This is a genomic window from Achromobacter sp. Root565 (assembly GCF_001427425.1).
Classification (GTDB): Bacteria; Pseudomonadota; Gammaproteobacteria; order Burkholderiales; family Burkholderiaceae_B; genus Achromobacter; species Achromobacter spanius_D.
This window is the reverse complement of the sequence record NZ_LMGO01000005.1, coordinates 74,755-88,086: the sequence shown is the minus strand read 5'-3', so window position 1 is coordinate 88,086 and position 13,332 is coordinate 74,755. Positions and strand designations below refer to the sequence as shown.

Annotated in this window: 11 protein-coding genes and 2 tRNA genes; 7 read left to right on the top strand and 6 right to left on the bottom strand. The window is 64.9% G+C overall.

Annotated features, from left to right (window positions below; genetic code table 11):
- From ASD71_RS17035 to ASD71_RS17020, 4 genes are all read right to left on the bottom strand, one after another.
- On the bottom strand, window positions 1-1,668 hold the full coding sequence (locus tag ASD71_RS17035; RefSeq protein ID WP_056567223.1) for an FMN-binding glutamate synthase family protein: 1,668 nt from the start codon (window positions 1,666-1,668) through the stop codon (window positions 1-3).
- A 199-nt stretch (window positions 1,669-1,867) separates the two neighbouring features.
- Window positions 1,868-3,091: a YeeE/YedE family protein gene (locus tag ASD71_RS17030; protein ID WP_056567220.1), complete on the bottom strand. Its 1,224-nt coding sequence runs from the start codon at window positions 3,089-3,091 to the stop codon at window positions 1,868-1,870.
- Between the two features lie 177 nt (window positions 3,092-3,268).
- A complete protein-coding gene (locus ASD71_RS17025) occupies window positions 3,269-4,213 on the bottom strand; it encodes an AEC family transporter (protein WP_056567218.1) in 945 nt (314 codons plus the stop codon).
- Between the two features lie 33 nt (window positions 4,214-4,246).
- The gene (locus tag ASD71_RS17020; RefSeq protein ID WP_056567217.1) at window positions 4,247-5,149 is read right to left on the bottom strand and encodes a DMT family transporter; all 903 of its coding nucleotides are present in this window, start codon (window positions 5,147-5,149) and stop codon (window positions 4,247-4,249) included.
- Window positions 5,150-5,268: 119 nt separating this feature from the next.
- Here ASD71_RS17020 and ASD71_RS17015 point away from each other — a divergent pair, with 119 nt between their 5' ends.
- Window positions 5,269-5,712, top strand: coding sequence for a GNAT family N-acetyltransferase (locus tag ASD71_RS17015; RefSeq protein ID WP_056567216.1), 444 nt, complete (start codon window positions 5,269-5,271; stop codon window positions 5,710-5,712).
- A gap of 199 nt (window positions 5,713-5,911) precedes the next feature.
- Here the strand turns inward: ASD71_RS17015 and ASD71_RS17010 are convergent.
- Window positions 5,912-5,996: transfer RNA gene (locus tag ASD71_RS17010), tRNA-Leu, on the bottom strand.
- A 162-nt stretch (window positions 5,997-6,158) separates the two neighbouring features.
- Here ASD71_RS17010 and ASD71_RS17005 point away from each other — a divergent pair.
- A complete protein-coding gene (locus ASD71_RS17005) occupies window positions 6,159-6,770 on the top strand; it encodes a tRNA-uridine aminocarboxypropyltransferase (protein WP_056567215.1) in 612 nt (203 codons plus the stop codon).
- Window positions 6,771-6,919: 149 nt separating this feature from the next.
- Here the strand turns inward: ASD71_RS17005 and ASD71_RS17000 are convergent.
- Window positions 6,920-7,004 (bottom strand) — tRNA-Leu (locus ASD71_RS17000).
- A gap of 240 nt (window positions 7,005-7,244) precedes the next feature.
- Here ASD71_RS17000 and rnr point away from each other — a divergent pair.
- From rnr to ASD71_RS16975, 5 genes are all read left to right on the top strand, one after another.
- Complete coding sequence (gene rnr, locus ASD71_RS16995) at window positions 7,245-9,710, top strand: ribonuclease R (RefSeq protein WP_056567214.1); 2,466 nt, start codon at window positions 7,245-7,247, stop codon at window positions 9,708-9,710.
- 138 nt (window positions 9,711-9,848) lie between these two features.
- A complete protein-coding gene (rlmB, locus tag ASD71_RS16990; protein WP_056567211.1) occupies window positions 9,849-10,586 on the top strand; it encodes a 23S rRNA (guanosine(2251)-2'-O)-methyltransferase RlmB in 738 nt (245 codons plus the stop codon).
- A 45-nt stretch (window positions 10,587-10,631) separates the two neighbouring features.
- Window positions 10,632-11,876, top strand: coding sequence for a cystathionine gamma-synthase family protein (locus tag ASD71_RS16985; protein WP_056567203.1), 1,245 nt, complete (start codon window positions 10,632-10,634; stop codon window positions 11,874-11,876).
- A gap of 58 nt (window positions 11,877-11,934) precedes the next feature.
- The gene (locus ASD71_RS16980; protein WP_056567200.1) at window positions 11,935-12,615 is read left to right on the top strand and encodes a Fe2+-dependent dioxygenase; all 681 of its coding nucleotides are present in this window, start codon (window positions 11,935-11,937) and stop codon (window positions 12,613-12,615) included.
- Between the two features lie 353 nt (window positions 12,616-12,968).
- The gene (locus ASD71_RS16975; protein WP_003812968.1) at window positions 12,969-13,241 is read left to right on the top strand and encodes an HU family DNA-binding protein; all 273 of its coding nucleotides are present in this window, start codon (window positions 12,969-12,971) and stop codon (window positions 13,239-13,241) included.
- Window positions 13,242-13,332 lie beyond the last annotated feature (91 nt).

The following is a 13,332-nucleotide window of genomic DNA, read 5'->3' as shown; positions in this document are numbered from 1 at the left end:
TCAGGAATTGCCGGCCGCGGCTGCCTGAGCGGCGTGTTCCCGCGCGAGCGCCGTGGTGATGTCGTGCGTGGGCTGGAATGACTGCGCCTGCGCCATCGCCCAACCTGCACGAAACACTTGATGCCGGAACTCGCCGCGCAGCAGTTCGCCGGGCGCAAGCTCGGGGAACAGCGCGGACAAGAGGCGGATTTCGCTGGGGGAGATGCGGCGCGCGATATGGTGCGGACGCAACTGGCTGGGGTGGGTCAACCCCGCCGCGGCCAGCAGTTCGGCAAGCGCGTGCAGCGTGTTCTTGTGGAAGTTGGCCACGCGCTGCGCCTTGTCCGGAACGACCAGCGCGCGTTGCCGCAGCGGATCCTGCGTGGTGACGCCGGTGGGGCACTTGCCGGTGTGGCAGGCCTGCGCCTGAATGCAGCCGATGGCGAACATGAAGCCGCGCGCGGCGTTGCACCAGTCCGCGCCCATCGCCATCACGCGGGCCATGTCGAAAGCGGTGATGATCTTGCCCGACGCGCCCAGCTTGATGCTGTCGCGCAGGTTCACGCCGATGAGCGTGTTGTGCACCAGCCGCAGCGCCTCGCGCAGCGGCGTGCCGACATGATCCACGAATTCCACGGGCGCCGCGCCCGTGCCGCCTTCCGCGCCGTCCACCACGATGAAGTCCGGCGTGATGCCGGTTTCCAGCATGGCCTTGACGATGGCGAACCATTCCCACGGATGCCCCACGCAGAACTTGAAGCCGACGGGCTTGCCGCCCGAGAGCTCACGCAGGCGCGCCACGAATTTCATGAGGCCGATGGGGCTGTCGAACGCGGAATGGCTGGCCGGCGAATTGCAGTCCTGCCAGGGCGCGACGCCGCGCGCTTCGGCGATCTCGATGGTTACCTTGCCCGCGGGCAGGATGCCGCCGTGGCCCGGCTTGGCGCCTTGAGAGAGTTTGATCTCGATCATCTTGACCTGCGGCGTACAGGCGTTGCGCACGAAGGCTTCTTCGGAAAACGCGCCGTGCTCGTCGCGGCAGCCGAAGTAGCCCGAGCCGATGTTCCACACCAGGCTGCCGCCCGGCTGGCGATGGTAGCGGCTGATGCCGCCTTCGCCCGTGTCATGCGCGAAGTCGCCTTGCCGCGCGCCTTCGTTCAGGGCCAGCACCGCGTTGGCCGACAGCGCGCCAAAGCTCATGGCCGACACGTTGAACACCGACATGGAATAGGGCTGCGTGCAATCGGGCCCGCCCACGGTCACGCGAAAGTCGGTGTCGTTGATGTGCGAGGGCGACATGGAATGGTTGATCCATTCGTAGCGGTCGCCGTAGACGTCTTCCTGGGTGCCGAAGGGGCGCTTGTCGATCTCGCGCTTGGCGCGCTGGTACACGATGGAACGCTGCGCGCGCGAGAAGGGCGAGGCCTGCGTGTCGTCCTCGAGGAAATACTGGCGGATCTCGGGGCGGATGAATTCGAACAGAAAGCGCAGGTTGCCCAGCACGGGATAGTTGCGGCGGATGGCGTGGCGCGGCTGAATCAGGTCGTACACGCCCAGCGCGCCCAGCAGCGCCAGCGGCACGGCGGCTGCAAGCCACCACAACGACGCGGTGACGGCCAGGACTGCGGTGATCGCCGCGCCGGCCAGGGTCAGGAAAAAGGCCGTGAAGCGGCCGGCTATCCAGTTCATGTCCATCTCCGTATTTCGGAATGGAGCCACCATACACCAGGGCAGCCGTCTGGCGGATGAATGGCGCGCGGTGCGAGCCTGCGCTGGCGTGGGCCTCGCGCAAGTGTGCCTCACGCCGAAACCCGCATGGCTGCTGGCTTTGCAGCAAGGCAAAAAAATGGCCTCCCGTGTCGGGAGGCCATTGTTGGAACACTGTTTCTCAGCAACTGGACGCCGGCGGCGTCTTCTCGACGGCCAGGCCGAAGAGCGGACGCAGGCGCACGCCCAGCGCGCTGCCGGCGAACGCGGCAGGCAGCCACAGCCAGGCATGCAGGCTGCCCGACAGGATGCCGCTGAAGTAGGCGCCGATGTTGCAGCCGAAGGCCAGGCGCGCGCCGTAGCCGAGCAGCAGGCCACCGATCACAGCGCCGGCGAGCGAACGCGCGGGCACCTTCCACACGGGCGCGAACTTGCCGGCCGCGCTGGCGGCGGCCAGTGCGCCGAGCATGAGGCCAATGTCCATGACGGTGGTGACATCCTGGCGCAGCGGCGCGGCAAGCGACGGCTGCTTGGCCCAATAGGCCCAGGTGGCGACGTCGCCGCCCGCCGCGTCCAGCGCCTTGGCGCCCCACAACGCGAATGCCGACGTGATGCCCCACGGACGGCCGGCCAGCGCCAGCGTCGCGAAGTTCAGCACGACCAGTGCCACGCCGCCCCAGATGAGCGGCCATGGGCCTTGCAGCAGCGAGGCCGGGCGCGCAGTGCGCGACGCGAAGGAAATCACGTGGCCGTGGCGGCGCTTTTCCAGCGCGGTGGCGATCCAGGCGATCAGGGCAAACACGGCCAGGTTGGCGATGATGGCGGGCGCCAGGCCCCACGTCTTGATGAGCGAGGTGGGCGCCAGCGCCGGCAGGCTGGACCACCAGCCGAAGTTGGCGGTGGCGATGACCGAACCCACGATGAAGAACAGCAGCGTCACCACCATGCGGGTGTTGCCGCCGCCCACCGCGAAGAGCGTGCCGGATGCGCATCCGCCGCCCAATTGCATGCCGATGCCGAACAGGAATGCGCCCAGCACGACCGACACGCCCGGGGGCGACACGAAGCCGGTGACCGGCTGGCCGAACAGCGTGCCGGCAGCCAGGAAGGGGAAGAACAGCAGCACGCCCGCGGCCAGCATCAGCATCTGCGCGCGCAGGCCCGCGCCGCGGCGGTCCGATACGAACACGCGCCAGGCCTGTGTGAAGCCGAACGAGGCGTGGTAGAGCGTGACGCCGAGCAGCGCGCCGATCACCCACAGCGCGCCTTGGCGCCAACTGACGGTCTGGTTGAGGTACAGCGCGCCGGCCAGCACCAGCAGCATTGCGATCCAAAGCGGCTTGCGGTTGATCTGGATGGGCGGCAGAGCCGGGGAAAGGGGCAGGGAGGAAGCGTTGGCGCTCATGGGAATCCCGAGGATAAGGCGTAAATGCAGGACGTAAATGCAAACGGGTGCGTCGTCGCACCCGTGGGAATAGCCGCCAGTCTAGTCCTGGCATTAAATTTCTCAAACGAATGAATTGTGCTTTAACGATAACTAAAAGTTATATAAAGCGTTTGCGGGAAATAAGTCGCTTGCCGGTTACGAGACGGGATGCGCGCTGATCCATGCGACGAGCAGGCTGACCGTCAGCACCGACGCCACGGTACTGACAAGGATGGCGCGCGATGTGACGCGGGCATCGCGCCCGTACATCTTCGCCAGCATGAAGGGGCCGGTGCCGATGGGCAGCGCGCTCATCAGCACGGCAGTCCAGGCCCACAGCGGCGGCATCGAGAACACGTAGAACGCCAGCACTGCGGTTGCCGCCGGCTGCAGCAGCAGCTTGCCCAGCACCAGGCGCAATACGCCGGGCCCGGAACTGGCGGTTTCGGTCTGCGCCAGGAAGAGACCGATGGTCACCAGCGCGCACGGACTGGCCGACGCGCCCAGCAAGGCCACATACCGGTCGACGCCTTCGGGCAGCGCCACGCCCGTGGCGGCCCAGGCCAGTCCCAGCACGGGGGCAGCCAGCAGCGGGTTGCGCACCAGCGCGCGGCCCACCTTGAGCAGCGTCGCCGGCAAATTGGGCGTCTGCTGGCGGTCGAACTCGATCAGCGCGATGGCAAATCCGAACAGAACGCTGGCGGTGAGCAACGTGGTGAAGGTGGCGGGCGCCAGGCTGTCGGCGCCAAGCAGCGCAAGGCACAGCGGAATGCCCATGTAGCCGGCGTTGGCGTAGGAAGCCGCCAGGCCTTCGATGCTGCGGTCGGTCAGCGTCTGCGGTCCGCGCTTGCGCGGCAGGAACGACACCAGGAACGTGACGGCGACGCCGCCGGCGAACGCGCCGACGAATCCCCAGTGCGCCATGTGCGCCAGGTCCACCTGCGTCATCGCGCGGAACAGCAGCGCAGGCAAGGACAGGTACACCACGTAGCGGTTCAGCGCGTCGGTCGCGTGAGTGCCCAGGATGCGCCAGCGGGCGGCCAGCCAGCCGGTCAGGATCAACGCAAAGACCGGCAAGGCGGCGGTGACGACGGCGTTCATGGGCGGAGGCGCGAGGGCGGAAAGGCGCTCATTCTACTTGGCGCTGTCGCTCGTCTTGCCCGATTTGCGGGTGACCAGCAGGATGCCCAGCGCGGCCAGCGCCATGCCGGGCCACGCCAACGGCGGGATGGATTCGCGCAGGATCAGCAGCGCAATGACCGCCGTGCAGGGCGGCACCAGGAAAAACAGCGCGGACACGCGCGATGCTTCGCCGTGGCGGATCATGGCAAGCAGCAAGGTGATAGCGACCAGGGAATTGCCCACCACCAGATACGCCAGCGAGCCCAGCAACGGTCCCGTCCAGTCGATGTGCATCGGCTCCAGCCAGAACGCCAGCGGCGCGGACACGGCAAGTCCCACGCCGTACTGGACGAAGTTGGACGCCACCGGATGGATCTGCGTGCCGAAACGTTTTTCGTAGAGCGTGCCGCCCGTGATGCATAGCAGGGCGCTGACCGCGAATAGCAGTCCCAAAGGGGCCACGACATCGATCGACGCCTTGGCCACGATCACGAGCGCGGCGCCCGTCACGCCCAGCGCCAGGCCGGCCCAGCGCCGGGCGTCGACGCGTTCATGCGCAATCGCGGGCGCCAGCAGGCCGATCAATATGGGTTGCAACGAGGTGATGAGCGCCACCCCGCCCGCGGACATGCCCTGCTTGAGCGACAGGTAGGTGAAGCAGAAGTAGCCGGCCTGCAATAGCAACCCGACCATGGCGAGATGCCCCCACGCGCTGGCCCGTGCGGGGAGCGGCGGCCGCAAGGCGAGCAGGAGCGGCGTCAGGATCAGCAGAACGCAGGCATAACGCAACGCCAGAAATGTTAGCGGATCGGCATAAGCCAGGCCCACCTTGAGCACGACGAAGCCGCTGGACCACAGCACAAGAAAGAGCGCGGGGGCGGCTTTCAACCAGGCGGGCGGTGCGGCAGGCGTCATGGCGGACCAGGGGGCGGCAAGGGCAAGCCGCGATCGTACCCCTTTTCGCGCCTTCTTCATCCCTGCGAAAATGCGGCGTAGGATTCAGTTATTCATTTGCTGCAACGTAGGGGAAGGACATGTCGGCCGATAGACAGACAACGGTTCGTATCGCTTTGGGAACATGGGATCGCTTGCGCGACGACGCTTATTCAGTGCGCCATGCGGTGTTTGTGGTCGAGCAGAACGTGCCGCCGGAAATCGAGATGGACGACGATGATGCCGTGTCGGTGCATGCCGTGGCTTACGGACCCGATGGCACGCCGATGGGCACGGGGCGTCTCTTGCCCGACGGCCACATCGGGCGGATGGCGGTTCACAAGCGCGCCCGCGGCATGGGCGTGGGCGGACAATTGCTCGATGCGCTGATCGGCCAGGGTCACGGCGACGGCCATCGCATGCTGGTGCTGCATGCGCAGACACACGCCGCGGGCTTTTACGAGGCCCATGGATTCAAGGCCGAAGGCGATGAATTCGTCGAGGCCGGCATTCCGCACGTGGTGATGACGCGCACCTTGAAGTAGGGCGCGGCGCCGCCATGCGCCGCAGCCGATGGGCTGCGGCACGGTCCCCGAAAGGCGAAAGACCGCGCCTGCAAAATAAAGACCGCGCGTTAAACGACGCGCGTTAAAAGACACGCGTACAAAGCAAAAACCCCGAACGCTTTCGCATTCGGGGTTTTTCTTTTGGCGCATCACGACAGGTACCTCGTGATGTAGTAATTGGTGCCCAGGAGAGGACTCGAACCTCCACACCTTGCGGCACACGGACCTGAACCGTGCGCGTCTACCAATTCCGCCACCTGGGCGCTGTTGCTTCACTTGTTGCGTCGCTTTCGCTTCGTTTCTTATTCAGCAGCAGAGGAACGAGATTATGCACACTTTTTTTAATGTGTGCAAGTCGTGCTGCATTTTTTTCACTTTTTTTTTGGGTGGGCCGCGAGTAGGCCGCTTTCGATATAGTGTCGCCCATGTCTCGAGCCCTCTGTACGCGCTGCCTGCGCCCGCTGTCGCACTGCCTTTGCGCCCTGATCCCGTCGTTGTCGTGCCGAACCCGCGTGGTGGTCCTGCAGCATCCCAGCGAAGCGCGCCATGCGCTGAACACGGCGCGTCTTGCGGTGCTGGGTCTGGCGGGCGCGCGCCGCGTGGTGGGCGAGTATTTTTCGGAGACGGACTGGGCGGCGCCGGGCCATGCGCCGCGTCTGCTGTTTCCTGGTGAGGGCGCCGAAGTCCTGACGCCGGGTTATGGCCAGGACCTGGGCATGCCCATCCAGCTGATCGTGCCGGACGGCACATGGGGGCATGCGCGCAAGCTGCTGCACATCAATCCAGCGCTTGCCGCGCTGCCTCGCGTCATGCTGCCACCGGGTCTATCGACGCGTTACCGCGTGCGCCATGCCGATGTGGCCGGCGCGCTGTCGACCATCGAGGCGGTAACGCACGCGCTGAACGCCATCGAGGCCCCACGCAATTTCGATGCGCTGCTTGCGCCATTCGAGGCGTTGATCGATGGGCAGATCGACGGCATGGGCGCCGATCTTTATGCGCGCCATCATTTGAATCGCAAGGTGCCCTGGCGATAAGGATGGGTCAAAAAAGGCGGGGGGGAGGGCGCCTTGCAACGGGCAAGCGCGGAAACGGAAAAAGCAAAAGCCCCGGAAACCTATCGATTTCCGGGGCTTTTTAGCCTTTTTTCTCAAGCCAGTTGAAAACTGCCTTGATTAGAATTCCGTGGTGCCCAGGAGAGGACTCGAACCTCCACACCTTGCGGCACACGGACCTGAACCGTGCGCGTCTACCAATTCCGCCACCTGGGCACTGAAAGATACTGTCAGGACTATGTGCTACGCTGCGTTCCAGTCACGTGAGTTTGTTCAGAATTCAAGCCGGATTTAAATCCGGATTCAATTCTTGAACTAATCCATGCGTCTGAATGCAGTTGGTTTTACAATCGGTTTTTTCAAACCCGGTTTTTAAACCTTCCTGACCATTTCTGCTTCAGTGTTCAGCCTTGGGCGAACCACAGAAGCTGCGCATTATATACGGAAAATTTAGCTTTGGCAAAACGATCGAATAACGAATCCAATAAGAACAGATCAACACCCTTGCCCGAAGCGCCGCCGGACTTCGACCCTGATGTTCCGTCCCGTGAAGCCATCCTGACAGCGCTGCGCGCCGCGGGTTCGCCGTTGTCTCCGGCTGAGCTGGCTGAGCGCATGGGCGTCGAGCGCGAGGCGACGTTGGTGGGGTTTGAACGCCGCCTGGGCGCCATGGAACGCGACGGGCAGTTGATGCCCAACCGCAAGGGCGTGTTGCTGCTGGCGACCAAGCTCGACTTCGTGGCCGGCAAGGTGCTGGGGCATCGCGACGGCTTCGGATTCCTGCTGCGCGATGACGGCGGTCCGGATCTGTTCCTGTCGCCCCGCGAAATGCTCAAGGTGCTGCATGGCGACCGCGTGCTGGTCAAGCCGGGCGGCGAATACCGGGGCAAGCCGGAAGGCACCATCGTCGAAGTCATCGAGCGCCGCACCAACAAGCTGGTGGGCCGCTTCCTGCACGAGCATGGCCTGTCCATCGTTGTGCCCGAAGATCAGCGCATCAAGCACGACATCCTGATTCCGCCGAGCGACACCAATGGCGCCCAGCACGGGCAAGTGGTCGCGGTGGAAATCATGGCGCAGCCCACGCGCCACACCCAGCCGCTGGGCCGCGTGGCCGAGGTGCTGGGCGAGATCGACGATCCCGGCATGGAAATCGAAATTGCCGTGCGCAAGTTCGACGTGCCGGTCGACTTCACGGATGGCGCCTTGAAGCAGGCCGCGCGCCTGCCGGATACGGTCCGCAAGTCCGACCTGAAAGACCGGGTCGACCTGCGCGACGTGCCGCTCATCACCATCGACGGCGAGGACGCCCGCGACTTCGACGACGCCGTGTATTGCGAGCCGGTGGAACTGGGCACGGGCCAGCGCAAGCGTCCGGGCTGGCGCCTGTTGGTTGCCATTGCCGACGTCAGCCATTACGTGCGCCCCGGCGATTCGCTGGACGACGATGCGATCGAGCGCGGCACCAGCGTGTATTTCCCGCGCCGGGTCATTCCTATGCTGCCCGAGTCGCTGTCCAACGGTCTTTGTTCGCTGAATCCTGACGTCGACCGCCTGGTGCTGGTGTGCGACATGGTCATTCCGGCCAGCGGCGCCAAGGCCGGCACGGTCACGGCGTACCAGTTCTACAACGCGGTCATGCACTCGCATGCCCGCACCACCTACACCAACATCTGGGCGGCCCTGCAGCAGCCGGGTGGTCCCGCCGCGCACGCGATGCGCAGCGTGATGCCGCAGGTCCAGCATCTGTACGAACTCTTCCAGGTGCTGTCGCAAGGCCGCAAGAAGCGCGGCGCCATTGATTTCGACACCGTCGAAACCAAGATCGTCTGCAACGAGCTCGGCCGCATCGAACAGATCGTGCCGTCCGTGCGCAACGACGCGCACAAGCTGATCGAAGAATGCATGCTGGCCGCCAACACCTGCGCGGCTGACTTCATGACGCGCAGCAAGCATCCGGGCCTGTACCGCATCCATGAAGGCCCCACGCCGGAACGCCTGCAATCGCTGCGCGAATTCCTGCGCACCATGGGCCTGTCGTTGGGCGGGGGTGAAACGCCCACCGCCAAGGACTACGGCGATTTCCTCGACTCGGTGCGCGGGCGTCCCGACTACCAACTGCTGCAGACCATGTGCCTGCGCTCCATGCAGCAGGCCGTGTACAGCCCCGACAACATGGGCCACTTCGGCCTGTCCTATCCGGGCTACAGCCACTTCACCTCGCCGATCCGCCGGTATCCCGACCTGCTCACGCACCGGGTGATCAAGGCGCTGCTGGCGGGGCAGCGGTATGTGCCCAGCCTGGACGACCACGCCGTCGTCATCGGCCGCACGCAGCGCGAACACGAGCACGCCATCTGGGAAAAGATGGGCCTGGTGCTGTCCGCCAGCGAGCGCCGCGCCGACGAGGCGTCGCGCGATGTCGAGGCCTGGCTCAAGTGCTGGTTCGTCAAGGAACGGGTTGGCGAAGACTTCAGCGGCACGGTCACCGGCGTGGCAAGCTTCGGCATCTTTGTCACCCTGGACACGCTGCACGTCGAGGGCCTGGTGCACGTCTCGGAACTGGGCGGCGAATACTTCCAGTTCAACGACGCCCTGCATGAACTGCGCGGCGAGCGCACCGGCATGCGTTACCGGCTGACCGACAAGGTGCAGGTGCAGGTGTCGCGCGTGGACCTCGAAGCGCGCCGCATCGAGTTCCGTCTGGTGCAGGGCACGAGCTTCGACGCGCTGCGCAAGGCGTCCGCGCGCGGCCCCGATGAACCGACGCGCCGCGTCAAGAAGGCCGCCTCGCCCAAGCCGGCGGGCCTTAAGGGCCAGACCGCCAAGGAACGGCGCGCCGCGGCCAAGAAGGCCAGCAAGCCGCCCAAGGCCGCCCAGCGGGCCGCGCCCGCCAAGTCGGCCACCCGCAAGCGCCACTGACAGGCCGCGGCGGATCCTTATGGCCATGCCGTCGTTTGGCGGCGTGGCCGTAAGGGGTAACATTGCGGTTATTGCCGGTCCCGTCCGGTGGCCCGCCCCCTCTGGGGCGGGTATTCGTTTATCTAAAGGTATTGTTTTATGGCGTCGACCCAAGTTCTGGCCGGGTTTCACGCGGTTGTCGCGCGGCTGCGCCACGCGCCCGAGTCGATCAAGGAAATCTACGTCGAGGCCTCGCGCCGCGACAAACGCATGCAGACATTCATCGAGCAGGCCGAGCGGGCGGGCCGCCGTGTGCACCCGGTTCCCATGGAACGACTGGATGGTCTGTCACGTGGCACCCGCCATCAAGGCGTCGTGGCGCTGGCCGACGAACGCCAGCTGGCGGTGGATGTCGACGAAGTGCTCGATGTGGTCGAAGGGCCGCCGCTGCTGTTGATTCTTGACGGCGTGACCGACCCGCACAATCTGGGCGCGTGCCTGCGCACCGCCGACGCCGCCGGCGTGCACGCGGTGATCGCGCCGCGCGACCGCGCCGTTGGGCTGAACGCCACCGTGCAGCGCGTCGCGTGCGGCGCGGCGGATACGGTGCCGTATCTGATGGTGACGAACCTGGCGCGCACCATGCGCAGCCTGAAGGATCGCGGCGTGTGGCTCGTCGGCACGGACGATCAGGCCACCGACAGCATGCACAAGATCGACGCGCGCCAGCCGATGGCCTGGGTCATGGGCGCCGAAGGCGAGGGCATGCGACGCCTCACGCGTGAAACCTGCGACCAGCTCGTGAACATCCCGATGCTGGGCTCGGTGGAAAGCCTGAACGTCAGCGTCGCCAGCGCCGTCTGTCTGTACGAGACCGTGCGCCAGCGTCAATCGTGATTCGTCCCATTCCGTAGATTCCCTTCTTTCTTGCGTCAGCCCATCATGCACCAGAACGGCTTTACCACCACGATCCTCCATTCCGACCGCAATCAATCCGTCGAGCACGGAGCGGTGCACAAGCCGATGCATCCGTCGTCCGAGTTTGCGTACGACGACGCGCGCGAGCTGGCTGCCGTGTTCCAGGGCAAGGCGGGCTTTACGTATGCGCGCCAGGGCACGCCGACCACGACCGCGCTGGAAGCCAAGATCAGCCAGATGGAAGGCGGCAAGGGCACGGTCAGCTTCTCGACCGGCATGGCTGCGCTGGCCGCCATTTTCACCACGCTGCTGCGCCGGGGCGATCACCTGGTGTCCAGCCAGTTCGTGTTCGGCAACACCAACAGCCTGTTCGGCACGCTGCAGGAACTGGGCGTGGAGATCACGTTCGTCGACGCGACGGATTCGTCGCAGGTGCGCGCCGCCATCCAGCCCAATACGCGCATGGTCTTTACCGAGACCATCGCCAACCCGGGCACGCAGGTGGCCGACCTGGCCGTGATCGGCGAGATCTGCCGCGAAAAGGGGCTGGTCTATGTGGTGGACAACACGCTGACCTCGCCGTGGATGTTCCGGCCCGCCTCCGTCGGCGCGTCGCTGGTGATGAACTCGCTGTCCAAGTACATCGGCGGGCATGGCAACGCGCTGGGCGGCGCCGTGACCGACACCGGCCTGTACGACTGGGCCGGCAACGACAACATCTACGAAGCCTATCGCAAGGGCGCGTCCACCAGTTGGGGCCTTACGCAGATCAAGAAGAAGGGCCTGCGCGACATGGGCGGCACGCTCGCCGCCGAGCCGGCGCACCGCATTGCGGTGGGCGCCGAGACGCTGGCGCTGCGCATGGCCAAGCATTGCGCCAACGCGTTGGCGCTGGCGCGCTTGCTCGAAGAACACCCGGGCGTGGCGAAGGTGCATTATCCAGGCTTGGCCAGCCATCCGCAGCATGCGCGGGCGGCGGCGCTGTTCGGCTCGCGGTTTGGTGGCCTGCTGGGTGTTGAGCTGGCGGACGGCGTCGATTGCTTCGACTTTCTCAACCGCCTGCGCGTCGTCCTGATGGCGACGCACCTGGGCGACACGCGCAGCCTGGCGCTGCCCGCGGCCCATACCATCTATTACGAGATGGGCGCCGAACGCCGTCAGCAGATGGGCATTGCGGACAGCCTGATCCGCGTGTCGGTCGGCATCGAAGACGAGGCCGATTTGCTGTTTGATTTCGATCAGGCGCTCAATGGTTGCCTGAAGGGATAATTCGGCAGGCTCGGCCCCCCGCCAGGGCCGAGCCGGCAACGCAATCGGGTAGGAACCCATGCTCATACAGATCTCAGAAGTCTTCACGCCGCAAGAAGCGGCCGACATCCGCCAGCGGCTGGATGCCGCGGACTGGGTCGACGGCAAGGTCACTGCGGGTCATCAGTCGGGGCAGGTCAAACGCAACCGGCAATTGCCCGAACAGCATCCCCTGGCGCAAGAGCTGGGCACCCTGATTCTGCAGCGCCTGTCGGGAAACAACCTCTTCATGTCGGCCGCGTTGCCGCGCAAGATCTTCCCGCCGCTCTTTAACCGCTACGAAGGCGGCGAGGCCTTCGGTTATCACGTCGACAACGCCGTGCGCGGCATCGCGGGTTCATCGGAGCGCGTGCGCACCGACCTGTCCGCCACGCTGTTCTTTTCGGATCCCGACAGCTACGACGGCGGCGAACTCGTCATCGACGACACCTATGGTCCGCGCGCCGTGAAGCTGCCGGCAGGACACATGGTGCTGTATCCGGGCACCAGCCTGCACAAGGTCAATCCCGTGACGCGCGGCGCGCGCGTCAGTTCATTCTTCTGGATGCAGAGCCTGGTGCGCGAAGACAGCCAGCGCGCATTGCTGCTGGACATGGACGTGGCCATCCAGCGCTTGAACCAGGATGTGGCGGGGCATGCGTCGATCGTGCAGCTTACGGGCATTTATCACAATCTGCTGCGCCGCTGGGCCGACGTTTGATGAAGCCTAAAGTGTTTTTTCGGGGTGTCGCGCAAACCCCTAAATGCGCGTTTTTGTTTATTGCGAAAACGCCTAAAAGCTAGTATTGACGCGGGTTGCCGTCAGGTTTTCTCTTGACAGCCGCTCTACGCCAAGGCCTAATATACGTCTGCGTCGCTGACGGTTTGCAGGCAAGAAGCCAGCAAATCCTAAGCGGCGCAGCAGTTTAAAAGTTGTGCTTTGCAGCGCAAGAAAAAAGTTTATCCACTGTCTGTTCGTCGTTTGCCTGGTCTCGCGTCCATTTGTGGCATCCATCCTGACGGCCATGAACTCCGCCCCCGGCAGACTCCACACCTTGTGAGGGGTACACCTGCATGAACAAAACCGAACTCATCGATCACATCGCCAGCAAGGCCGATATCTCCAAGGCTGCCGCCGGCCGTTCGCTCGACGCCCTGATCGGTGCCGTGAAGACCACGCTGAAGAAGGGCGGTACGGTCACGCTGGTCGGTTTCGGCACGTTTGCCGTGTCGGCTCGCGCCGCGCGCACTGGCCGTAACCCGCGCACCGGCGAAACCATCAAGATCAAGAAGGCCAAGGTGCCGAAGTTCCGTCCGGGCAAGGCCCTGAAGGACGCCGTCAACTAATTGACGGTCGCTGATCGCAAGGCGCACGGCGCTGCGATTTGCCCACAAGTACGCGGTCCGGTATACTCCGGCCCGCGTATTGCTTTTGAGT

Excerpts from the sequence above, each read along its gene's own strand:
- ASD71_RS17035 (WP_056567223.1), bottom strand. The coding sequence starts at position 1,668 with ATGAACTGGATAGCCGGCCGCTTCACGGCCTTTTTCCTGACCCTGGCC.
- ASD71_RS17030 (WP_056567220.1), bottom strand. The coding sequence starts at position 3,091 with ATGAGCGCCAACGCTTCCTCCCTGCCCCTTTCCCCGGCTCTGCCGCCC.
- ASD71_RS17025 (WP_056567218.1), bottom strand. The coding sequence starts at position 4,213 with ATGAACGCCGTCGTCACCGCCGCCTTGCCGGTCTTTGCGTTGATCCTG.
- ASD71_RS17020 (WP_056567217.1), bottom strand. The coding sequence starts at position 5,149 with ATGACGCCTGCCGCACCGCCCGCCTGGTTGAAAGCCGCCCCCGCGCTC.
- ASD71_RS17015 (WP_056567216.1), top strand. The coding sequence starts at position 5,269 with ATGTCGGCCGATAGACAGACAACGGTTCGTATCGCTTTGGGAACATGG.
- ASD71_RS17005 (WP_056567215.1), top strand. The coding sequence starts at position 6,159 with ATGTCTCGAGCCCTCTGTACGCGCTGCCTGCGCCCGCTGTCGCACTGC.
- rlmB (WP_056567211.1), top strand. The coding sequence starts at position 9,849 with ATGGCGTCGACCCAAGTTCTGGCCGGGTTTCACGCGGTTGTCGCGCGG.
- ASD71_RS16985 (WP_056567203.1), top strand. The coding sequence starts at position 10,632 with ATGCACCAGAACGGCTTTACCACCACGATCCTCCATTCCGACCGCAAT.
- ASD71_RS16980 (WP_056567200.1), top strand. The coding sequence starts at position 11,935 with ATGCTCATACAGATCTCAGAAGTCTTCACGCCGCAAGAAGCGGCCGAC.
- ASD71_RS16975 (WP_003812968.1), top strand. The coding sequence starts at position 12,969 with ATGAACAAAACCGAACTCATCGATCACATCGCCAGCAAGGCCGATATC.